20 protein-coding genes are annotated in these 23,841 nt (G+C 40.6%); 11 read left to right on the plus strand and 9 right to left on the minus strand.

The features are described 5' to 3' along the window. Positions 1–76: 76 nt before the first annotated feature. Positions 77–730, plus strand: a complete 654-nt coding sequence (gene rluA / locus ACTH6U_RS08450; protein ID WP_294106804.1) for a bifunctional tRNA pseudouridine(32) synthase/23S rRNA pseudouridine(746) synthase RluA — start codon at positions 77–79, stop codon at positions 728–730. Positions 731–947: 217 nt separating this feature from the next. On the opposite strand, the gene djlA is transcribed toward rluA, so the two are convergent. After that, the gene (gene djlA, locus ACTH6U_RS08455; RefSeq protein WP_294106802.1) at positions 948–1,763 is read right to left on the minus strand and encodes a co-chaperone DjlA; all 816 of its coding nucleotides are present in this window, start codon (positions 1,761–1,763) and stop codon (positions 948–950) included. 222 nt (positions 1,764–1,985) lie between these two features. Here djlA and lptD point away from each other — a divergent pair, with 222 nt between their 5' ends. The 6 genes from lptD (at position 1,986) to apaH (ending at position 8,728) form a co-directional block, all read left to right on the plus strand. After that, positions 1,986–4,334 carry an LPS assembly protein LptD gene (lptD, locus tag ACTH6U_RS08460; protein WP_441832045.1) on the plus strand — a complete coding sequence of 783 codons (2,349 nt, stop codon included), beginning with the start codon at positions 1,986–1,988 and terminating at the stop codon, positions 4,332–4,334. A gap of 68 nt (positions 4,335–4,402) precedes the next feature. Then, on the plus strand, positions 4,403–5,719 hold the full coding sequence (gene surA / locus ACTH6U_RS08465) for a peptidylprolyl isomerase SurA (RefSeq protein ID WP_294106800.1): 1,317 nt from the start codon (positions 4,403–4,405) through the stop codon (positions 5,717–5,719). Further along, entirely contained in the window at positions 5,703–6,695 is a 993-nt protein-coding gene (gene pdxA, locus ACTH6U_RS08470) for a 4-hydroxythreonine-4-phosphate dehydrogenase PdxA (protein WP_441832007.1), read from the plus strand. Before surA ends, pdxA begins: the two co-directional genes overlap by 17 nt. Beyond that, positions 6,692–7,501, plus strand: a complete 810-nt coding sequence (gene rsmA / locus ACTH6U_RS08475) for a 16S rRNA (adenine(1518)-N(6)/adenine(1519)-N(6))-dimethyltransferase RsmA (protein ID WP_294106796.1) — start codon at positions 6,692–6,694, stop codon at positions 7,499–7,501. Before pdxA ends, rsmA begins: the two co-directional genes overlap by 4 nt. Positions 7,502–7,520: 19 nt before the next feature. Then, positions 7,521–7,898 carry a Co2+/Mg2+ efflux protein ApaG gene (apaG, locus tag ACTH6U_RS08480; RefSeq protein ID WP_294106794.1) on the plus strand — a complete coding sequence of 126 codons (378 nt, stop codon included), beginning with the start codon at positions 7,521–7,523 and terminating at the stop codon, positions 7,896–7,898. Between the two features lie 2 nt (positions 7,899–7,900). Further along, entirely contained in the window at positions 7,901–8,728 is an 828-nt protein-coding gene (apaH, locus tag ACTH6U_RS08485) for a bis(5'-nucleosyl)-tetraphosphatase (symmetrical) ApaH (protein WP_441832008.1), read from the plus strand. Between the two features lie 111 nt (positions 8,729–8,839). Here apaH and folA read toward each other — a convergent pair whose 3' ends face one another. After that, on the minus strand, positions 8,840–9,334 hold the full coding sequence (folA, locus tag ACTH6U_RS08490) for a type 3 dihydrofolate reductase (RefSeq protein ID WP_294106791.1): 495 nt from the start codon (positions 9,332–9,334) through the stop codon (positions 8,840–8,842). 172 nt (positions 9,335–9,506) lie between these two features. Here folA and ACTH6U_RS08495 point away from each other — a divergent pair, with 172 nt between their 5' ends. Beyond that, positions 9,507–10,121, plus strand: coding sequence for a LysE family translocator (locus ACTH6U_RS08495; protein WP_294106789.1), 615 nt, complete (start codon positions 9,507–9,509; stop codon positions 10,119–10,121). Positions 10,122–10,255: 134 nt separating this feature from the next. On the opposite strand, the gene ftsP is transcribed toward ACTH6U_RS08495, so the two are convergent. The 7 genes from ftsP to nudF form a co-directional block, all read right to left on the minus strand. Then, positions 10,256–11,662, minus strand: coding sequence for a cell division protein FtsP (ftsP, locus tag ACTH6U_RS08500; RefSeq protein ID WP_441832009.1), 1,407 nt, complete (start codon positions 11,660–11,662; stop codon positions 10,256–10,258). A 429-nt stretch (positions 11,663–12,091) separates the two neighbouring features. After that, on the minus strand, positions 12,092–12,820 hold the full coding sequence (locus ACTH6U_RS08505) for a 1-acylglycerol-3-phosphate O-acyltransferase (RefSeq protein WP_294106785.1): 729 nt from the start codon (positions 12,818–12,820) through the stop codon (positions 12,092–12,094). Between the two features lie 158 nt (positions 12,821–12,978). Then, positions 12,979–15,228: a DNA topoisomerase IV subunit A gene (gene parC / locus ACTH6U_RS08510; protein WP_434719941.1), complete on the minus strand. Its 2,250-nt coding sequence runs from the start codon at positions 15,226–15,228 to the stop codon at positions 12,979–12,981. Positions 15,229–15,267: 39 nt separating this feature from the next. After that, entirely contained in the window at positions 15,268–17,163 is a 1,896-nt protein-coding gene (gene parE, locus ACTH6U_RS08515) for a DNA topoisomerase IV subunit B (protein ID WP_294106781.1), read from the minus strand. A 147-nt stretch (positions 17,164–17,310) separates the two neighbouring features. Further along, entirely contained in the window at positions 17,311–17,892 is a 582-nt protein-coding gene (gene yqiA / locus ACTH6U_RS08520; protein ID WP_294106779.1) for an esterase YqiA, read from the minus strand. A 7-nt stretch (positions 17,893–17,899) separates the two neighbouring features. Further along, positions 17,900–18,739 carry a 3',5'-cyclic-AMP phosphodiesterase gene (gene cpdA / locus ACTH6U_RS08525; RefSeq protein WP_294106777.1) on the minus strand — a complete coding sequence of 280 codons (840 nt, stop codon included), beginning with the start codon at positions 18,737–18,739 and terminating at the stop codon, positions 17,900–17,902. Positions 18,740–18,990: 251 nt separating this feature from the next. After that, entirely contained in the window at positions 18,991–19,629 is a 639-nt protein-coding gene (gene nudF, locus ACTH6U_RS08530) for an ADP-ribose diphosphatase (protein ID WP_294106776.1), read from the minus strand. A 330-nt stretch (positions 19,630–19,959) separates the two neighbouring features. Here nudF and tolC point away from each other — a divergent pair, with 330 nt between their 5' ends. From tolC to ACTH6U_RS08545, 3 genes are all read left to right on the plus strand, one after another. Continuing rightward, the gene (tolC, locus tag ACTH6U_RS08535) at positions 19,960–21,345 is read left to right on the plus strand and encodes an outer membrane channel protein TolC (protein WP_294106774.1); all 1,386 of its coding nucleotides are present in this window, start codon (positions 19,960–19,962) and stop codon (positions 21,343–21,345) included. A 403-nt stretch (positions 21,346–21,748) separates the two neighbouring features. Continuing rightward, on the plus strand, positions 21,749–22,450 hold the full coding sequence (locus ACTH6U_RS08540) for a DUF1190 family protein (protein ID WP_336430461.1): 702 nt from the start codon (positions 21,749–21,751) through the stop codon (positions 22,448–22,450). 6 nt (positions 22,451–22,456) lie between these two features. Beyond that, positions 22,457–23,617: a glutathionylspermidine synthase family protein gene (locus ACTH6U_RS08545; protein ID WP_441829324.1), complete on the plus strand. Its 1,161-nt coding sequence runs from the start codon at positions 22,457–22,459 to the stop codon at positions 23,615–23,617. Positions 23,618–23,841: the final 224 nt, after the last annotated feature.

Below are 23,841 nucleotides of genomic sequence, written 5' to 3' on the forward strand. Positions count from 1 at the left end.
GAGCATACACAAGTATGTGACCCAAGGGGCTGAGTGAAGCCAACACCCCTACAACTTGAAGTATGACGGGTATTTTATGATGTTACCTTATGATCCACCGACCGATCCTTGGCTCTATGTCCTCTACCAGGACGACCACATCATCGTTGTCAACAAACCAAGCGATCTACTCTCTGTGCCAGGTAAAGCGCCTGAGCACTTTGACAGTATTATGAGCCGAGTACAGCGTGATTATCCGACTGCTGAATCTGTTCATCGCTTAGACATGGCTACGAGCGGTGTCATGGTCGTTGCTCTTCATAAAGCGGCTGAGCGGGAACTTAAGCGTCAATTTAGAGAAAGGGAACCCAAAAAGCACTATATCGCTAGGGTGTGGGGCCATTTAGAAAAAGAAGAAGGATTGATTGATTTACCGTTGATTTGCGACTGGCCAAACAGACCAAAGCAAAAAGTGTGTTTCGAAACAGGAAAATCAGCGCAAACGGAATATCAAGTATTAGAATATGAAGAACAAGCTACTCGCGTAAGATTATCACCAATTACAGGCCGTTCACATCAGCTACGTGTTCACATGTTAGCGTTGGGACATCCTATCTTAGGGGATAGATTTTATGCTCACGATGAAGCTAAAGCATTAGCTCCTCGTTTACAGCTTCACGCACAAGCGCTTTATATCACTCATCCTGATTATGGCACGCCGATGCATTTTAGCTGCGAGCCAGATTTTTAATTCTATTCAATCGATTGATTATGCACTATATAATCAAAGCCGTAGCTAGATACTACGGCTTGATGAGCATTATTTATATCAATATATTTTTCGTAACCATACGCACCAAAAACACCCCGTGTTATCGCTCGGCTACTCAGGGAGCCTGAAAAAATATGTGCCCCGAATAACCGAGTGAAGCCAACAACACTTCGGCACGAAATATGATGGGTATGAATTATTTGAAGCCACGCTCTTTCTTCACAAGATCATAAGCTGCTTGAATTGATTGCGCTTTTTGCTTAGCTATTTCCATCATTTCCGGTGGTAAACCTTTTGCGACTAATTTATCTGGATGATGTTCAGTCATCAGCTTACGGTAGGCGCGTTTAATTTTTGTTGGATCGTCACTCGGAGACACGCCAAGCACTTTACAAGCATCTTCAAGGGTAGGTCCACTTGATTGCTGATAATAGCCACCTGATTGCTGCTGCGAATAACCCTGACCAAATTGACGGCCACTTTGGATCATATCGAGGAACTGTTCAAACTGAACTTTTGAAATACCCAATTCTTCGGCAATAATAAACAGCACTTTTCTTTCATTCGGATGCAAGTTGCCATCCGCGAAAGCAGCTTGCAATTGAATTTCCAGAAACATCTGAATCAAGTCAAATCGACCGTAACATGCCATACGTAATTGCTTGAGGACATCTCTCAATGGAAAGTCTGGTGATTTACCTTCTCTAAAAGCCTGTTGAGCAGCTTTTCGTGTCTCACCATGAAGTTGCATTCTATCCATTAAATTTGTAGCGAGCTGTATATCAGTCTCGGTTACACGCCCTTTTGACTTGGTTAAATGACCAAGAATTTGAAAGGTGCTCGCAAAGAAAATAATCTGCCTGTCACGCTTATTCATGCCACCCGAAAATTTACGTTGTGCGGATGCTTTATCAAATCCGTGCCCAATAATTAAACCAACTAAAGCGCCCCAAAACCCTAAACCAGAGACGATTGCCAGTATGACACCAATAATTTTGCCCCAATAGTGCATATATCCCTCAATTCTTCAATGCTCAGAATGCAATTTTGCATTATCATACTATTCATTTTGCTGTTATGCATAACAACTATGTTCATAAACTATGTTCATAACGACTATGTTCTAACTACCCACACGTAAAGTTTATGATTATACTGGCGCAAAGTAATTGGCTAAGTTAGTCTTTGAGCGTTTGCCGACTATGCCTACTCTGACGGAACCGCATATTTAATGATGAAGAAAAGTTACCCAACAATACTTGCCACCATGGTGTGGGCGGCAATTTATAGTCAGCAAGCCTATGCTGACCTCGCTGAGCAATGCATGCTGGGCGTGCCGGTTTATACTAAACCAATTATTAAAGGCGATCCCAACACCTTGCCTATTCAAATAACAGCAGAAGATGTTCAAGGTGAATATCCAAACTTTGTTGAATATAAAGGCGATGTTGATATACAACAGGGAAATCAGACATTAACCGCTGATAACGTTAAGCTCACACAAACTCAAGCAACAGGTGCTGAACCTGTTCGTGAAGTCACTGCGACGGGTAATGTTCATTATGATGACCCGCAAATTATCCTAAAAGGCCCTTCAGCTTGGTCTAATTTGGATAATAAAAATACTGATGTAAATGATGGTAACTACATGATGGTAGGCCGTCAGGGTCGCGGTGACGCAAAAAAAATGAAAATGCGTGGAGAAAACCGCTATTCCATCATGGAAAACGGGACTTTCACCACCTGCTTACCGGGAACCAATAGTTGGAGCATCAAAGGTTCTGAAGTCATTATCGACCGTGAAGAAGAAGTTGCAGAAATTTGGCATGCACGTTTCCGTGTAGGTGATGTACCGATTTTTTATAGCCCATACATGCAATTGCCAATTGGAAATAAACGCCGCTCCGGTTTCTTAATTCCAACAGGAAGTTATTCCTCTAATGATGGATTAGAGTTTTCTCTGCCTTATTATTGGAATATTGCACCTAACTACGATGCCACTATCACACCTCAGTTTATGACTCACCGAGGTGTTAAACTCAATAATGAATTCCGTTATTTAGTTGCGCCGGGGACAGGAACGGTTGCATTCGACTTCATCAACCATGATCGTGCCTATATTAAAGATAAAGAAAGTAACAAACGTGATGCTCGAGATAGTAATGACCGTTGGCTATTTTATTGGAATCATTCAGGTACCTATAACCAGCATTGGAACTTCAATGCTGACTACACCAAAGTGAGTGATCCTCAATACTTTACTGATTTTAGTTCTCAGTATGGTAGTACCACTGACGGCTATGCGACACAAAAATTCAGTACAGGCTATTCGGATACTAACTGGAATGCTAAATTAACTCATAAACAATTCCAAATTTTTGTTGATGACCCTAACCGACGTGCTTATAAAGCCGAGCCACAGCTGGATTTAAACTTTTATAAAAATAACTTAGGGGCATTTGATGTTCATACCTATGCACAAGCAGCGCGCTTTACGAGCGTAGGTAAAAATAACCCTGATGCGACGCGTTTACATCTTGAACCTGAGGTAAATTTACCTTTATCAAATGGTTGGGCGAATATGAACAATAGCTTCAAATTGTTCGCCACGCATTATGACCAAGATATTCCTAGCACTAATAAAGATAGCAACTTAGAAAAAAATATCACTCGTGTCCTACCAATGTTTAAAAGTGACGCGAAAGTTGTTTTCGAAAGAGATCTTTACCAAGGCAGTGATTACGTACAAACATTAGAGCCTCGCGTTCAATATTTGTATATTCCGTATAAAGATCAAGACAACATCAATAACTTCGACTCCTCATTATTACAGTCGGATTATAGCGGTTTATTCCGTGATAGAATTTATAGTGGTCTTGACCGTATTGCATCAGCAAATCAGTTTACAACTGGTGTAACAACCCGCCTGTATGATGATGCACTTGCGGAACGTTTTAATTTCTCTGTTGGGCAAATTTACTACTTCGAGCGCCCTCGCGCTGGTGATACTAACCGCCCAATTGATGATAAAAGTAATACGGGTTCACTACTGTGGGCCACTGACACAATGTGGCGTATTGACGAAAACTGGGGCATTCGTGGTGGATTGCAATATGACCGCCGCCTAGGTAATGTCACTATGGGTAATGCGGTAACTGAATATCGTTTCGACGCAGATCGCTTAATTCAATTGAATTATCGTTTTGTGGATCGTGATTATATTCAAGCTACCGTACTCAAAAAAGACACACTACCTGAGTACCAGCAAGGTATTTCACAAATTGGTACAGTTGTTAGTTGGCCGTTAAGTGAGCGTTGGGGCTTTGTTGGTTCATATTATTACGATACAAAACAACAACAATCTGCAAGTCAGCTTGTTGGACTGCAATACAATACATGCTGTTGGGCAGTCAATCTTGGCTATGAACGTAAAATTGTAGGTTGGCAAAATGATAAGCTCAACAGTGAATATGATAATAAATGGTCAATCAATGTTGAACTTAGAGGCCTAAATAACAATCATAGTTTAGGTAGTCAGGAAATGTTAAGTAAAGGTATTATGCCTTATCAACGTGCTTTCTGATAAAAGACAATTTGAATATCACGATTACCCCGCTTTTGCGGAATCAAAATCAATTTTATAGGACCATTATGAAGAATTGGAGAACGCTTATCCTGGGGCTGATGTTCACAAGCTCTGCTACTTTAGCTGCGCCACAGCAAATGGATAAAGTGGCTGCGGTCGTCAATAACGGAGTTGTGCTGGAAAGCGACGTCCAGAATATGATCAACACGGTTAAATTGAACGCACGCGGTGCTGGCCAACAAGTTCCTGATGATCAAGCTCTTCGTCATCAAATCGTTGAACGTCTGGTGATGGATAACATCATGTTGCAAATGGCAAACCAAATGCAAATCAACATCCCAGAAGAAGCGGTTAATGCGACGATTGCAGATATTGCGCGCCAAAACAACATCACCGTTGAGCAAATGCAAAAACGCTTAGTAGCTGATGGCATCAATATGGCTCAGTATCGTAGTGAAATTCGTAAAGAGATGCTGATTTCAGAAGTTCGTAATAACGAAGTTCGTCGCCGTGTGACCATTTTGCCACAAGAAGTTGATTCTCTTGCTGAACAAATGAATTCACAAGCCAACTACGAACAAGGCATGAATCTAAGCCATATCTTGATTCCATTACCTGAAAACCCAACCCAAGAACAGCTACAAAAAGCGGAAGCTTTAGTGAATAAAATTTTAGCTGAACTGAAAAAAGGCGGTGACTTCGGTAAGCTCGCTATTGCCTATTCAGCAGACCCACAAGCGCTCAAAGGCGGTAATATGGGTTGGTCACGTTTACAAGAACTCCCAGTTGTATTCGCTGAACAACTGAAAAATGCTAAAAAATCTGACATTGTAGGCCCTATCCGTTCTGGTGTGGGGTATCACATATTGCGTGTTAATGACATCAGCGGTGGTAATCAACCCATTTCAGTCACTGAAGTGAAAGCTCGCCATATCTTGATTAAATCATCACCAATTATGGATGATACGCAAGCAAGACAAAAACTGGTGCAAATTTCACAAGATATCCGTAGTGGAAAAATTTCATTTGAAGATGCAGCGAAAGAAAACTCAGAAGATCCGGGTAGTGCACTGAAAGGTGGTGAATTAGGTTGGAATATGCCTGATGTATACGACCCTGCATTTCGTGATGCGTTGATGAAACTGAATAAAGGTGAGCTAAGCCAACCTGTTCCTTCAAACTTTGGCTGGCATTTAATTCAGTTAGAAGATACGCGTAATGTTGATAAAACAGATGCAGCGAAAAAAGATCAAGCCTATCGTTTACTGTTCAATCGCAAGTTTAATGAAGAAGCACAAACTTGGATGCAAGAGCAAAGAGCCTCTGCTTATGTAAACGTCATCGATGGTCGTGATAGCCAAAAAGATGAAAAAACTAATTAAGCCAATTGTTATAACCCCCGGTGAACCTGCCGGGGTCGGTCCTGACTTACTCATTCATCTCGCTCAAATGCAGTGGGATGTTGAGTTAGTCGCTTGTGCTGACCCAGATTTACTTCTCACTAGAGCTAAACTTCTTAACTTACCTTTAGTACTAAAAAATTATTCCGCGAATATATGCTCAGAGCCACAAGCCCCCGGAAGTTTATCGATTGTTCCTGTTCGCTTAAACGCTACAGTCACGCCCGGTATCTTAGATGTACAAAACGGTGACTATGTCGTTCAAACATTAGCAAGAGCTGCTGATGGCTGTTTAAGCGGTGAGTTCTCCGCCATTGTGACAGGTCCAGTACATAAAGGAATAATCAATGACGCAGGTATTCCTTTTAGTGGCCATACTGAGTTTTTCGCACAAAGAAGTCATTGCGACCGCGTCGTTATGATGCTTGCCACGCAAGAACTACGTGTTGCATTAGCCACAACACACCTCCCATTAAAAGAGGTGTCTGATGCTATCAGCGAGCAAAGCTTGCAAGAAGTTATTACAATTTTGCATCATGATTTACAATCCAAATTTGGTATTAAAAATCCCAATATCTATGTTTGCGGCCTCAATCCTCATGCAGGAGAAGGCGGCCACATGGGCACAGAAGAAATTGATACCATCATACCCGCACTCGAAAACTTGAGAAAAAAAGGAATAAACCTCATAGGTCCACTTCCTGCTGATACATTATTTCAGCCCAAGTATTTAAATGACGCAGATGCCGTACTGGCGATGTATCACGATCAAGGCCTTCCTGTGCTAAAATACCAAGGTTTCGGCAGAGCGGTGAATATCACCCTAGGCCTGCCGTTTATCCGTACTTCTGTCGACCACGGCACAGCGCTAGAATTAGCAGGTACGGGTCATGCCGATGCGGGAAGTTTTATCACCGCATTGAAGTTAGCTATCCAGATGACACATAAGAATTCATGAATAATAGAGTCCACCAAGGGCACTTTGCCCGTAAACGTTTTGGTCAAAACTTTTTAACTGACCAATTTATTATCGACAGTATTGTAGATGCAATGAATCCGCAACACGGCCAGTCTGTTGTCGAAATTGGCCCCGGCCTAGGCGCATTAACAGAGCCTGTTGGTAGCCGAATGGATAAAATGACGGTCATTGAAATTGACCGTGATCTTGCTGCCCGTTTACACGTACACCCACAGCTTAAAGATAAGCTAACGATCATCCAGCAAGATGCGATGAAAGTCGATTTTAGCGAGTTAGCTAAAGAAGCTGGGCAACCACTGCGTGTATTTGGCAATCTGCCGTACAATATTTCTACACCATTAATGTTTCATTTATTCACTTTTACCGACTCCATTGCCGATATGAGTTTCATGTTACAAAAAGAAGTGGTGAATAGATTAGTTGCAGGTCCAGGTAGCAAGGCATTTGGTCGTCTGAGCGTAATGGCTCAATATTATTGCCATGTAATGCCTGTCTTGGAAGTACCACCAACTGCTTTTACACCCGCACCGAAAGTAGATTCAGCCATCGTTAAGCTTATTCCACATCGTGAAATTCCATATCCTGTTAAGGATATTAAATTTTTAAGCCGTGTTACAACGCAGGCATTCAATCAGCGCCGTAAAACAATCCGTAATAGCTTAGGTGATATATTCACAGTTGAAGAGCTCACTATGCTAGGTATTGATCCAGGCACTCGCGCTGAAAATATCTCTGTTGAAGCTTATTGTAAAATGGCAAATTATCTTTCTAATCGTTCAGTATAGAATATTGAAGGAGGGCACTATGCTTAATGAACCGAATGTGAGCATCAAAGTTCAAAGTGTCTATATAGAGAGTCAATCTCAGCCGGAAGTTGCCCGTTATGTTTTTGCGTATACCATTTGCATCCGCAACTTAGGCCGAGAAACAATACAACTGATGAGCCGTTACTGGCTCATTACTAATAGTGATGGCCATAAAACTGAAGTTCAAGGTGAAGGCGTTATCGGTGAACAACCGATTATCCATCCTGGGACTGAATATCGTTATACTAGTGGTGCTGTGCTTGAAACACCAATGGGTACAATGGAAGGTTATTACGTCATGATTAGCGGTCGGGGTGATAATTTTCATGTCGATATCCCTGCTTTCCGCCTCGCTATACCAACGCTGATTAATTAATTATGTCTACATATATTATTGGTGATATTCACGGTTGCTATCGTGAACTACGCGATTTACTTGAAAGTGTTAATTTCGATCCACAACAAGATACAGTATGGTTAACAGGCGACTTAGTTGCCCGTGGACCGGAATCTCTTCAAGTATTGCGCTATGTTAAAAGTCTGGGTACATCTGCTCGCATAGTCCTTGGCAATCATGATCTTCACCTATTGGGGATCTTCTGTAAAATTAGTCGTAATAAACCCAAAGATAATCTTGATGAATTATTAAATGCACCAGATATCGATGAGTTGATTAATTGGTTACGCCGCCAACCTCTGTTACAGATTGATGAAGAGAAAAAAATAGTCATGACCCATGCAGGTATTACACCTCAATGGGACATAGGCACAGCACGTATGTGCGCAAGGGAAGTTGAGGCTGTATTATCCAGTGACGCTTACCCACTCTTTATTGACTCTATGTATGGCGACATGCCAAACAATTGGTCAGACAGCCTTATGGGCTTAGCACGTTTGCGTTTTAGTACTAATGCATTAACGCGTATGCGTTACTGCTTTCCAAACGGACAGCTTGATATGGTCTGTAAAGAAACACCAGATAGAGCCCCCTCTCCACTTAAACCGTGGTTTGCACTACCGAGTAAGATCCCTGAAGATTACGCGATCTTTTTTGGTCATTGGGCTTCGCTAGAAGGAAAATTCGCACCTGAGCACATCTATCCAATGGATACAGGCTGTTGCTGGGGAAGCGATTTAACCTTATTTCACTGGGAAACCAAACAGTTTCACAGACAACAATCATATCAAAAACGTCGTAAAGAATAAGTTAACTCGCTAATATTTAAATGTAATCAGTAAATATTGAGTTAAAAAGCAATAAAAAATGGAGCTAAATGCTCCATTTTTATATTCAATAATTAACTGATCAAATTAATACTAAACTCTTTTATTCAATATCTCAAAACAAACGCCATGCGTATTGTTTTCATCAGCTTCATGAAATTCCGTGAATTCTGAGTCCCACTCATCAGGTTCATAAATAGGAAAATGAGTATCACCGATAACTTCCGCATCTACATGTGTCAGATAAAGTTTGTTTGCGAGTGGAAGAAATTGTTGATATACCTTACCACCACCGATAACCATCACTTCGTCGGCGCCTTCAACGGCCTGAGCAGCTGCGAGAGCTTCTTCAACCGATGTTACCCAAATAACACTGCTATCCGCACCAGGTTGGCTACTTAATACAATATTAACACGCTGTGGTAATGGACGACCAATTGACTCATAAGTAACACGCCCCATGATCACTGGTTTATTTAAAGTATTACGTTTAAACCAAGCCAGATCGCCAGGTAAATTCCAAGGCATTGCTTTTTCCATGCCGATAACCTGATCGATCGCCAATGCTGCGATTAAGCTAATATTCATCTAATCACCTTAGAAGCTAAATATAAAAATTGTGCACACTATACGGAAACAGAATTGCTACGTCGACTAAATTTAAACTTCCTTAAACAAGAACCAATAACTTATACTCGGACAATAAAATTTAATAGTCAGAATAACATTAAAAAACAAATCATAACAAAGAGATCGTAAAATGTACGAAACCACTATCATGATTGCCACTATTGCAACCCTTGGCATGCTTTCTCCAGGCCCTGATTTTTTCTTGATCATTAAAAATGCAGCTCGCTATCAGCGTTCTGCCGCACTAATGACAGCACTAGGTATTATCGTTGCGATTGCATTACACATGACTTACTGCGTCGCAGGGCTCGCCGTATTAATAACCACAACACCTTGGCTATTTAATATTTTAAAATATGCAGGTGCTGTCTATTTAATTTGGATTGGCATTAAAAGTTTACTACCTCAATCAGGTCAGCATGTTGACTTAAATAATACTCAACATGAAATAGTCTCATTTAAGAAAGCCTTTATGCAGGGATTTCTATGTAATGTATTGAATCCTAAAGCTACACTGTTTTTTCTGGCAATTTTTACGCAGGTATTAAGCGTTGACTCAACCTTTAATGAAAAACTTTGGTTTGCCTTTATTATTTGGGGCTTGGGTGCTATCTATTGGCCAATACTGGTATTTCTTATCCAAAGCGCACCAGTTCGCAGAGGTTTATCTAAAGTGCAAAAATATGTCGATAGAGTACTGGGCGTAATTTTAATTGCATTCGGAATTCGTGTCGCCCTGAGCTAATGACGATATTTAGCTAATCAAAAGTAACCACTAGCAGTAAGCTCGCGACTAGATCATTTGATCGCTAATTAACCAAAATTAAAACGAATAAAAGCAGGCATTTCGCCTGCTTTTATTTTGTAATACGTATCTTGTTACTCTTGCGGCGTCACAACAAGTTGACCCACTGATCCTAAATCCGCTTTTTCCAAGTTTTGACTATAGAATAAAAATGGAAAATGATTATAAGATGGCTGCATCATTTGAACCAATAATTCAGTTCGTCCATCAACCCAAACTGTGTCTTTCCAACCAAAATCTTCTGGTTGAGTTGGCTGACCATTACGATTAATCACTTTAAAACGTACACCTTCAATATGAAATGCTTGAGGTACACTACTCGTCACAGTCCAACGCTCCCAGCTACCTTGACGGCTGGTGATATCCACTCGGTTGGTGTCAATCGTCACATTATTAATACCATATGGTTCATCAAGACGAATATCACGATTAGTAATCGACGATGTAACCTGCGTTTTATCATCCACGAGCTGCGTAGGTAAACCATCTGTGACTAATGACATTAAACCCGTTGCTTTAATCGTTAAAACATTCGTTGAAATTAATGAAGACGATGGTTCAAACAGCCCTTTGACTCTATCCATAAAGGTTGCCGACTCACCAGCCGTGATTGTTAGCTCTTGCGTTTTTGCCATATCAATCAATACTTCTCTACGCTCCCCTGGCGCGAGAGGTAATTCTTGAATATTTACTGGAGCCGTCAAAAATCCTTGGTCTGACGCTATCATCGCAAACGGCCTACCATCACTGATTTTCATCACATAGCGTCTAGAATTCGAGGCATTAAGTAACCTTAAACGGATCCAACCACGGGAAACTTCAAGGTAGGGATCTTGAACACCATTGACTAATAATGAATCACCAATAAAGCCATTTTCATCAGCCTGATATTCAGGCACACCAAAGTTATCTAATCGTTTATCTTGAATAATGATAGGAAAATCATCAACGCCATAATGTTTTGGTAAGCGTAAATTTTTACTCGATTCATCGTCAACTATCCACATGCCAAGTAGACCATTATGAATCTGCTCTCCCATCTTTCCTTGGGTGTTCGCATGATACCAAAGTGTGGCTGCATTTTGACGAATAGGGATCACCGGCGACCAATCCGCATTGGGTGAAATCAGTCTAGCCGCACCACCAACTTGCGTCCCCGTGATTTGTAAACCACTGATCGTCATTGATACAGCATCAGGCAACCTATTACTGTAAATCAGTTTTAGATCATCGCCATCTTTTACTCTAATTGTTGGTCCAGGTGATGACCCATTAACTCCCCATACATCAGCAGAATACTTGCCATCAAAAGACCAATGTATTTTCTGTAATGTTAAAAATAGAGGCTGACCTGAGCGAGATTCTAATAATGGTGGAACCGGAAGTAGGGTTGTTCCATTAGCACTAGCATTACTAGGCACATAAGACATACACAAAGCCATCCCTGCAATAAGAAGGGACTGACACCGACTGAATGACATAAATTCTCCGCTAAACAAAAATTCCAGCGCTTATTATTATTAGATATTTTAAATTACAAGCCATTTATATGGCTAATTTTAGGTTAGCGCCAGCAATATCACGCCTTAGACGCAATGATTTTATACTGAAATAAAATTTGGTGTCATGATATCGCGAAAAAAGATTAAACTCTAAAAATATCTTTGCAAATAATTAAAATTTAACTAATTGGAATATAAATAATAAGGGTATTTAGGTAAAACAATTGAGGCTGACAAGAGGAAAAATTGAAGTTGTCCCAATAAACAGACAAAAAACATGATCCCAACCATTAAAATGGTCATTTAGAAATGTTTATTATTTAACGAGTTAGACTCTTAATAAGTAAAGTTGCAGATGGAAAGCAAAACAAAACTCACCCACCAACAACTTTAAATACGATTGCTATCTTATTGCTTATTCAACTCAGCAACTTCCCTATCTAGCTCTTTTATCTTAGCTTCCATCAAGCGATGACAATATTCGGATAATTCTCTCACTTGCTCGCGAGTGTATTTTGACGTGTCTATTGGATCGAGCATTTCAACAATGACATAACCATTATTCCAACGATTAAGTTTAATCTTTCCTTCTGTGCTAGAAACACAAACAGGAACAATAGGCACACCTGCTGCTATTGCTGCATGAAAGGCACCCGTTTTAAACGGCAATAAACCGCGACCACGGCTACGAGTGCCTTCGGGAAACATCCAAACTGATATTTTACGTTTAATAATTTGATCTGAAACCTGTGAAATCGTATTATGCGCCTTTGATCGGTTTCCTCGGTCAATAAGGATATTGCCCGTGATCCAATATAAAAAACCAAAAAACGGAATAAATAATAGACTACGCTTACCTACCGTTACCGTTCTTGGTTGAACCCCATTAGACATGGTTACCATATCGTAATTATTTTGGTGATTACCAATATAAATACTGGGCCCATAATTTTTCGCCGCTGGAGGTATACGGTCTACCAGTTTAATGCCTAACACTTTATGCAGTTTTCCAAACAAATGTGAAAAGGTCATCACATGTTTTGGATTACGAGGGCTAAGTAAACAATAAATTCCGCCAACAACACAGACCAATATTGTATATATCAAAACCAAAATCGCTCGAATAAGCGCTAACATACTCTTCCTCAAATCGTTAAAACTCCCTCAAAGCTATTCAGCCTACACAGATACATTGCGAACGTATTTTACGCCCCGAATCACCTATTTTAATGTTCATCGGGGTAGTTTTAATCTCCGCGTGTCGCTGTTTAAACAACTTAGGGATATTATTAATTTTAGTCTACAGAATCAATCTCGATCCGCTCTATATTATGAAGCCCGCGTGGTAGAGATGTTCCTTTACGTCCACGCTCTGAACGATATTTCTGTAAATCTTCTGGCTTAAATTTCAGTTTTCGCTTGCCATAATAAAGCGTCATCGAACCTTGACTAGGTAAAACCATCAGCCAAGTCAATAGATCTTCGCCACTTGCAGCCTGAGAACCCGTAATATTGATTATCTTATTACCTTTACCCTTTGAAAGCTGCGGCAAATCGGCAACTGGGAATATCAACATACGCCCAGCTTTGGTAATTGCCAACAAGAGATCTTCTTGTTCGTTATGCAGCTCAATAGGTGAGAGAACTTTTGCATTTTCAGGTAATGATATTAAAGCCTTACCGGTTTTATTTTTAGTCACCAAATCGCTAAAGGTACAGATAAAACCGTAACCCGCATCGGATGCCATTAAATATTTTTGCTCTTCAGGCGCCATTAGAACATGCTCAATAGACGCGCCTGGTGGCAATGTAAGTTTACCGGTTAGAGGCTCGCCTTGGCTACGTGCTGACGGTAATTCCAACGGGTCAATCGCGTAGCTACGCCCTGTAGTATCAAGGAACACTGCAGCTTGATTAGTTTTTCCTCGGGCCGCCTCTTTAAAGCCATCTCCTGCTTTATAACTCAGGTTAGTAGGCTCAATATCATGCCCTTTTGCACTACGCACCCAGCCCATATCAGATAACACGACAGTAATTGGCTCTGACGGTAGAATTTCGTGCTCACTCATCGCTTTCGCTTCTTCACGCTCGTGCAATGGTGAACGTCGGTCATCACCATATATTTTTGCATCAGCCTGAATTTCTTTTTTGATAAGTGTATTCAGCTTACGTTCGGAACCTAAAATACTTTGTAGTTCATCGCGTTCTTTCGCGAGTTCATCTTGCTCACCACGAATTTTCATTTCTTCGAGTTTAGCTAAATGACGGAGTTTTATCTCCAGGATCGCTTCCGCCTGTGTATCGGAAATATTAAAACGCGACATTAAAACAGGCTTCGGTTCATCTTCTGCACGAATGATTTCAATGACTTCATCAATATTGAGATAAGCAATTAATAAACCATCTAAAATATGCAGGCGTCTTAAGACTTTTTCTAATCGATGGCTTAAACGATTTCGAACGGTTTGGCGCCGATAAACTATCCATTCGTTCAGGATCTCAACCAATCCTTTTACTGATGGTCGATGATCTAAACCAATCATATTCAGATTGACGCGATAACTTCTTTCTAAATCGGTCGTTGCAAACAAGTGAGTCATCACTTGCTCTAAGTCAACGCGATTACTTCGAGGAACAATCACTAAACGTGTTGGGTTCTCATGATTAGATTCATCACGTAAATCCTCCACCATAGGTAATTTTTTCGAACGAATTTGGCTTGCGATTTGTTCTAAGATTTTAGCGCCGGAAACCTGATGAGGTAATGCGGTAATAACTGCATTACCATCCTCTTTTTCCCAAATTGCGCGCATACGCACAGAGCCTTTCCCCGTTTGATAAATCTTTCGAAGATCATGAGGAGAAGAAATAATCTCCGCTTCGGTTGGGTAATCAGGCCCCGGAACAAACGTCATAACATCATCAAGCGTTAAGGTTGGTTTTTCCAGCAAAGCAATAACAGCATTAGCGACTTCTCGCGCATTGTGTGGTGGAATATCTGTCGCCATTCCCACCGCAATACCCGTCGTACCATTAAGTAGAATATTTGGTAAACGCGCTGGCAACATTTTAGGCTCATTTAATGTGCCATCAAAGTTAGGCACCCAATCAACCGTGCCATGAGCAAGTTCACTCAACAACGTTTCTGCATATTTAGATAAGCGAGATTCGGTATAACGCATGGCAGCAAATGATTTAGGATCATCCGGTGCCCCCCAGTTACCTTGCCCATCAACTAATGGATAACGATAAGAGAATGGCTGAGCCATCAAAACCATAGCTTCATAGCAGGCACTATCACCATGAGGGTGATATTTACCTAATACGTCCCCGACGGTTCTCGCCGATTTTTTATATTTTGCCGCATTGCTCAGTCCGAGTTCAGACATCGCATACACGATACGACGCTGGACAGGTTTTAGTCCATCGCCAATAAAGGGTAACGCCCTATCCATGATGACGTACATCGAATAGTTCAGATAGGCGCTCTCAGTAAAGGCGTGGAGCGGTAAGCGCTCTACGCCATCATGAGTAATTTCACTCATTGAATACGTTCCTTACTCTTTCTCATCACATGGAGGATGTTAAACATCAATTTCTGCCATATCGCCTTTTTCTTGCAACCAATTACGGCGGTCTTCAGAACGTTTTTTCGCCAAAAGCATATCCATAACAGCAAGAGTTTCTGGATAATTTTCATCATCGATGACTAGCTGAACAAGGCGACGCGTATTTGGATCTAGCGTCGTTTCACGTAGCTGAAGTGGGTTCATTTCCCCCAAGCCTTTAAAACGTTGTACGTTTGGTTTGCCTCTTTTACGGCTTAACTTGTCAAGAATTGCATTTTTTTCGCTTTCATCTAAAGCGTAGTGTGTCTCTTTACCCAAGTCGATACGATATAACGGAGGCATTGCCATATAGACATGCCCTGCTTTCACTAACGCAAGGAAATGGCGCACAAATAATGCACACAGTAGTGTCGCAATATGTAATCCATCGGAGTCCGCATCCGCAAGAATACAGACTTTACCGTAGCGAAGCTGGCTAAGATCTTCACTATCAGGGTCCATACCAATGGCTACTGAGATATCATGGACTTCTTGTGAAGCTAATACCTCATCAGAAGAGACTTCCCAAGTGTTTAAAATTTTACCGCGCAACGGCATAATAGCTTGATATTCACGATCACGAGCCTGTTTAGCAGAGCCACCAGCAGAGTCCCCTTCCACAAGAAACAACTCTGTCATGCTTAAATCTTGCGAACTACAATCCGCTAATTTGCCCGGTAAAGCTGGACCGCTAGTTAATTTCTTACGAACCACTTTTTTCGCAGCACGCATACGGCGTTGTGCGCTGGATATTGCCATTTCAGCTAACTGTTCTGCAACTTGAACGTTTTGATTCAACCACAGACTAAAAGCATCTTTGAGAACACCGGAAACAAAGGCCGCACACTGGCGAGAAGAGAGACGCTCTTTCGTTTGCCCAGCAAATTGCGGGTCTTGCATTTTAACTGAAAGAACGTAAGCGCAGCGTTCCCAAATATCATCCGCCGATAATTTAACGCCCCGAGGTAAGATATTGCGAAATTCACAAAACTCACGCATCGCATCAAGTAAGCCTTGGCGCAAGCCATTAACGTGAGTTCCCCCTTGAGCAGTTGGGATTAAATTAACATAACTTTCAGTAAGTAATTCGCCACCTTCTGGTAGCCATAACAATGCCCATTGAGCGGCTTCCGTTTCACTAGAAAAATCACCTGTAAACGGTTTTTCTGGCAATGTTTCTAGTCCATCGACTGACTCCATTAAATAATCAGTCAATCCATCCGTATAGCACCAGCTTTGCTCAGTATTATTGAGCTGATCCTTAAACGTAATTTTCACGCCAGGGCATAAAACTGCTTTTGCTTTTAGGTTGTGCATTAAACGCGAAACTGAAAATTTAGGACTATCAAAATAGCTAACATCTGGCCAAAAACGCACGCTAGTACCCGTGTTACGTTTGCCACAGGTCCCTATAACATGCAGTTCTTCTACTTTGTCGCCATTTTCAAAAGCAATTTGATGAATTTGTCCATCACGGCGTACTTTAACTTCAATACGTTTTGATAATGCATTTACAACAGAGATACCAACCCCATGTAATCCACCTGAAAACTGGTAATTTTTGTTTGAAAACTTACCACCGGCATGAAGCTGGCTTAAAATAAGCTCAACAGCAGAAACTTTCATTTCGGGGTGAATATCAACAGGCATACCACGCCCGTCATCAATAACTTCTAATGATTGGTCGGGATATAAAATAACCTCGATGTGCCCCGCATGACCTGCTAAGGCTTCATCGACACTGTTATCAATTACTTCTTGTGCCAAATGATTCGGTCGACTGGTGTCAGTATACATACCAGGACGACGACGAACAGGCTCCAAACCACTGAGAACTTCAATGTCCTCTGCGTTATAACTAGATTGAGTCATATTGTCATTCTGCGGTAATAGGTGATTAGTTGAATTATACTCGCCATACACCAAGTTGCATGTATCTTGAATCATTAGGTCTATATATGTTAAACAATTCAACTAGTAAGTTACTGTTGATAATAACAGTGTATATGCGTTTTGACACTATTTCTCTGCTAAATCCAGAAAATGTATCATTTGAGGGAAGTAAGCTTCAAAACCAACAAATGCATGATTACCGCCAGATTCAACTGTTTGTTTACTCTTAGAAAGATAGGCAACAGCTTCACGATAATCGAGTACTTCATCACCCATCTGCTGTAATAACCAAATCAAATTAGGCGATCTTAGCTGCTCAATATGCAGGGACTTTAACTCATCTATGTGCTTAGATTCCAGTAGATATTTTTCTTGTGTATAAGGATTCGTGTTCTCCCCTAAATAATCTTGCAGTAGATCAAAAGGGCGAACGGCTGGATTAACTAAGACGGCAGGCAGTTGATAACGCTCAGAAAACCAAATAGAAAAATATCCCCCAAGGGACGAACCCACTAAACCTATTTTCTCATGCTGATGCTGCATAATAATATCATTTAAGACAACTTCAGCTTGCTTTGGGTAATTGGGTAATTGCGGCACAATCATATTGATATGTGGATAATTTTTTTCAACCCATTGTTTTAGGCTACTCGCCTTAACCGACTGAGGTGAACTATTAAAACCATGTATATAAAGTAGTGTCGACATAAGCTAATTAGTAACCATCTGAATTTAAGTCAGGGTTAAACTCTCTTGTCTCTAAACGATGAACAACGGTATTAACCTGCCTTTTACCTTGCGCATCTACCGTCAATTCAAGATAGCGCCAACCCGGCGCAACAGTATCCAATGCAAAATTAGTGCAATGTGGCTTAAACTGCACACAAGTAGATGGCGTAGCCAACAAGCGAATACCATGCCAATATTCATCCATCTCTTGGTGAATATGCCCACACAGCATTGCTTTAACATTTGAATATTTTTTTAAATAATCAGCTAAAGTATGTGAATTTCGAAGACTATGTTGATCAAGCCATGTACAGCCTGAAGATAGCGGGTGATGATGCAACATGATAATCGTTGTACGTTCTGGCTCATTATCTAAACAACACTTCATCCACTCCAATTGCTGTTCGGATAACTCACCGTGTGCAACATCTTGTAGTTGGCTATCAAGCATCAAAATCTGCCATTCTTTATCAATCAAAATTTGCTTTGCACTCGATATACCAGCCACTCTTAGGGATTCAACCATTGCTGGTGGATAATCATGATTGCCGGGTAACCAAACGCAAGGCGCAGATATTCTTTCAATACCCGTCGCAAAATGTTGATAAGCTTTCGGAGATTGATCTTGGACTAAGTCCCCTGTTGCCACAATGAGGTCAATAGGTAGATTTTGTTCTATAATAGCATCAAGTACCGCTTGATAACTTCGGTAAGTGTTAATCCCTAAAAGGGTATTTTCCGTATCAGCAAAAAGATGCGTATCAGTAACCTGTAAAATTCTCACGACTTTCGAGTTCTTTGCAGTCACTTCAAGCTGGCTGTCCAAAAGTATTCCTTTTCCTTAAATATTATTTATACCCTAACTTATTCTATTCACTATAACTATTCTAAATAATTTAAGTTGTAAGAAGGCAGCAAATGAAGCTATCCCAAGGAGCATACATCAGTATGTGACTTGTGTTGCTGAAAACGGCCAACGAACTTACAGCTTGAAGTATGACGAGTAATTTGAAGTATGACGAGTAATTAGTTAAATATCTGCCAATTAGCACACACTTCCCTAAGATTAATTGTTATTTAAAACAGATTCATCCATTTTTCATAAAGTTTTTGATAATTGAGCTGTAACCACTGAATTGCGATTACCGTTGCTGCGTTATCAATCGTACCATTTTCAACCCACTGATAAGCTTGCTCACGGCTGACCACGTGTACTCGAATATCTTCATTTTCAGTCTTCAAGCCATGAATACCGTTAGCTTTAGTACTATCTACCTCACCGATATAAACATGCATACGCTCGGTAGTGCCGCCTGGACTAGAAAGATAGCTAAGCGCTTTTTCAGCGCGCCCTATTGTTAAACCGGCTTCTTCAATAGATTCACGGCGAATGACATCTTCTGCTGATTCATTCAGTTCAATCATACCGGCCACTGCTTCAAGTAGCCAAGGTGTCTCACTCGTCTCGATGGCAGGCAAACGAATTTGCTCAATTAAAACAACACTATCAGTTTTAGGGTCATAGGGTAAAACAACGCCTGCGTGCCCGCGTTCGAAAACTTCCCGTGTTATCTCATTACTCCATGAACCTTCAAATAATCGATGGCGAAAACGATATTCAGTCATTTGAAAAAAACCATTAAATAATTTACGCTTAGATATTATCTCAATATCTTTTTTACCATATTTAACAGGTGATTCTGTTTTATCTACCATCATGTTCTCCTGAGATCTTAATTTCCTGATTAAGGAAAAATTGTGGATTAAAACAGTTTTTGAGGTTTTTTAACCTCAAATGAGGTAATGTTTAAACTATTAAGACAAAATGGCACAAAAGGCTACCGTTATCATAAGCGATCCTCTGTTACAATGAGCGCCATTATTCATATATATGAGCAACAATAAGCCTATTTATTATTGTCTCTAAAACTGTTGATATTATAGGAGTAATAATTAACTCCTATAATATCAGTAGCAACTATCAAACATCATGATAGATTTAGACAACAGGCTCAACATAATTTGCTGTTTAATCAAGGAATCCAAATGAAGAAACTGCTTCCCCTCTTTATTGCAATGAGTTTTGTGGGTCTCAGTGCCAATAGCTATTCAGAAGATTTACTACAGGTTTACCAAAAATCGAAAGAAAGTAACCCTGAGCTCAGAAAAACATTAGCAGAACGTAACCAAGCTTTTGAGAAAATCAATGAAGCGCGTAGCCCATTATTACCGCAATTAGGCTTAGGTGCTGGTGCTACCTATGGTAGCGGCTATCGTGATGCAAGAAATACAGAGAGTAATGGTCTAAATGCATCATTAAAATTATCTCAAACCGTTTTTGATATGTCTAAATGGCGTCAACTGACCCTGCAAGAAAAAACAGCAGGCATTTCTGATGTAACTTATCAAACTGGTCAACAACAACTTATTTTAGATACAGCAACCGCGTATTTTAACGTGTTGAAAGCTATTGATGCTTTATCTTATATTGAAGCAAATAAAGAAGCTGTTTATCGCCAATTAGATCAAACAACTCAACGCTTTAATGTCGGTTTAGCAGCAATTACTGACGTGCAAAACGCCCGTGCTAACTATGATAGCGTTATCGCTCAAGAAGTTGCTGGCCGTAATGACTTAGAAAATGCGGTAGAAAAATTACGCCAAGTCAGTGGTGTTTATTACGTGCAACTTGCATCACTGAATATCGATCGTTTTAAAACAACTGATCCTGATAACGTTGATGTGATTTTAAAAGAAGCAGAAGAACGTAACCTTAGTTTGCTCAGTGCGCGTTTAGCGCAAGATGTTTCACGTGAAAATATTCGTTTAGCTGAAACAGGCCATATGCCAACGGTAAGTCTTGATGCTTCAACGAGTGTCACCAATACGAATAACCACGGTAGCGGCTACGACAACTTATCTAATAGCGCACGAAACAGTTATAACGGTCAAAATAGTATCGGCTTAACCTTGAGTGTACCTATTTATTCAGGCGGCGCGACTAGCTCACAAGTTGAACAAGCACAGTACGGTTTCCAAGGTGCAAGTGAGCAACTTGAAAGCATTTATCGTAATGTTATTCAGCTCGTCCGTTCATCTTATAACAACATTTCATCATCTATCAGTAGCATCAACGCCTATAAACAGGTGGTTGTTTCTGCTCAGAGCTCTTTAGATGCAATGGAAGCCAGTTATCAAGTGGGAACCCGTACGATTGTTGATGTATTAACAGCGACGACTGCGCTTTATCAAGCAAAACAAAGTCTATCTAACGCACGTTACGACTACATGATTAACCAACTGAATATTGAATTTGCTCGCGGTACATTGAACGAAGAAGATATTGCTCGTCTCAATGCAAGCTTAGGCAAAGAAATTTCAACTGCGCCAAATAGTATTATTCGTAATATTGATGCGCCAAAAATTCAATAATCTTGAATTAATGAAAAATAACCCGCTAAATTTGCGGGTTATTTTTTATCTGAAATCCATCACATACTATCTAATACGATAAAAATGCAGTAAAAATCGTGTTTTAACGATATTAGATCCGTTACCTTAGTTTTCAACCACTCTTTTTATAAAATTCAGCCAATTCCCAACTAGCTAATCATCTCGACACATCAAAACTCAGTATTGATTAATTAACTGATTTAAAACAAAAATAATAAATTCATTAGCCGAGTTATGAGAATTAAACACTAAAAAATGGCATAAATTTATAAAAATGATAACTTCGCCCTATTTATACTATATTTCTGCTTTAATTTTCAGCGTATTTCACCTATCCTAGAGTGAGGAAATTAACATCTTACTTTTATTCAGGGCAATTACCATGACCATGAAGCGCACCAAAAATATTAATCAAAACGCCTTCCGTAAGTCTTGGCGTTCATATCGTTTAGCGCCTGTCGCTGTAGCGGTCAGTGCTGTATTTATGCTTTCCGCCTGTGAAGAAAGCGACGAAACAGTATCTCTGTATACTAACGCTCAAGATTGTAGCCAAGCAAATCCATCGCAAGCTGAGCAATGTACAATTGCTTATAACAATGCTTTGCAAGAAGCAGCAAAAACCGCGCCTAAATATGCAACTCAAGCAGACTGTATTGCTGAGTTTGGTGAATCAATGTGTACCCAAGCCCCCGCTCAAGCAGGTATCGCAGGAACTAGCTCAACAAATGGCGAGCAAACTGCACAAGCTCAAAGTGGTGGCGGCAGCATGTGGATGCCATTAATGATGGGCTACATGATGGGTCGTATGATGGGCGGTGGCGCTGCATCTCAACCACTATTTAGTTCCAAAAACCCAGCGAGCCCAGCCAATGGTAAATTTGTTGACTCAACAGGTAAAAGCTATGGTTCTGCAACTGCCGGTGGCCGTTCAATCAGTGTACCAAAAACAGCTATGGCACCTAAACCGCCAACAACTTCAACAGTCACTCGTGGTGGGTTTGGTGATAGCGTGAATAAGCAAGCAATGGCTCAACGTTCTTCTTCATCTTCAAAATCAACCTCTTCCCGTTCAATGGGTGGTTGATAAGTAATGAAACGCGTCCCTATTGTTGAGCGCCCTAATTGGCGTGAAAAAGCGTCTGAGTTTGGTTTTGAATTTCACACTATGTATGGCGAACCATACTGGTCTGAAGATGCCTACTATCAATTCACCACCGCTCAAATTGAAGAGCTTGAAGATGCAACCACTGAGTTACATCAAATGTGCTTGAAAGTTGTTGAGCGCGTGGTTGAAAGCGATGAACTACTTGCTCGTTTTCAAATTCCTAAGCATTGCTGGGAGTTCGTACGTAGCTCTTGGAAAAGTGAGCAACCATCACTGTACTCAAGACTTGATCTCGCCTATGACGGTGTAAATCCACCTAAATTGCTTGAGAACAATGCAGATACGCCAACCTCTTTGTATGAATCTGCATTTTTTCAATGGATCTGGTTAGAAGATCAAATTGAAGCCGGAAAACTGCCTGAAAACGCCGATCAATTTAACAGTATTCAAGAACAGTTGATCGAACGCTTTACTCAGTTAAAAGATCAATACGGTTTTCGTCTTCTGCATATGTCTTGTTGCCGTGATACGGATGAAGACAGAGGCACCGTACAATACTTGCAAGATTGTGCTAATGAAGCAGGCGTCGCGACTGAATTTTTATATATTGATGAAATTGGTCTTGGCGAAAAAGGTGAGTTCTCCGATACACAAGATCAGGTTATCAGTAACCTGTTCAAGTTATATCCTTGGGAATTTATGCTAAGAGAAATTTTCTCAACCAAATTGCAAGATGCTGGCGTTCGCTGGTTAGAACCTGCATGGAAGAGTATTATTTCCAATAAAGCGCTATTACCGATGCTATGGGAAATGTTCCCAGATCACCCTAACTTGCTAGCAGCTTATTTCGCTGATGGCAGTAAACCTGAACTCGATAGTTATGTCATTAAGCCACTTTTTTCTCGTGAAGGGGCTAATATCAAAATTATCGAACACGGCAAAGAAATTGCAGCTGCCGATGGTCCATATGGTGAAGAAGGTATGATTATTCAGCAATTCCATCCACTTCCTCAATTTGAAGGTAGTTATACTTTAGTCGGAAGCTGGCTCGTGAATGATCAAGCCGCAGGGATCTGTATTCGTGAAGATAAAGAATTGATCACTCAAGATTTATCGCGTTTTTACCCGCACACGATCATCGACTAAGACTCAAGCAATAAATATCCCTAGCCCAAAAAACAGAATAGATCTGTATTTGGGCTTTTTTATGCACTTTTGCCCGTTTTGTCTCACATCCCTAAATAATTCGAGATACGAGTTAGAACCACATACAGATATCTTAAAGAAAGTTTTCTTGTTTTTTTAGACTTTCCATCTAAAAAGTTCGAAGCGTTCCCTAAATAATTCGAGTTACAGGTAGGCGGCAAGCG

The organism is Providencia sp. (assembly GCF_052096715.1).
Lineage (GTDB): Bacteria > Pseudomonadota > Gammaproteobacteria > Enterobacterales > Enterobacteriaceae > Providencia.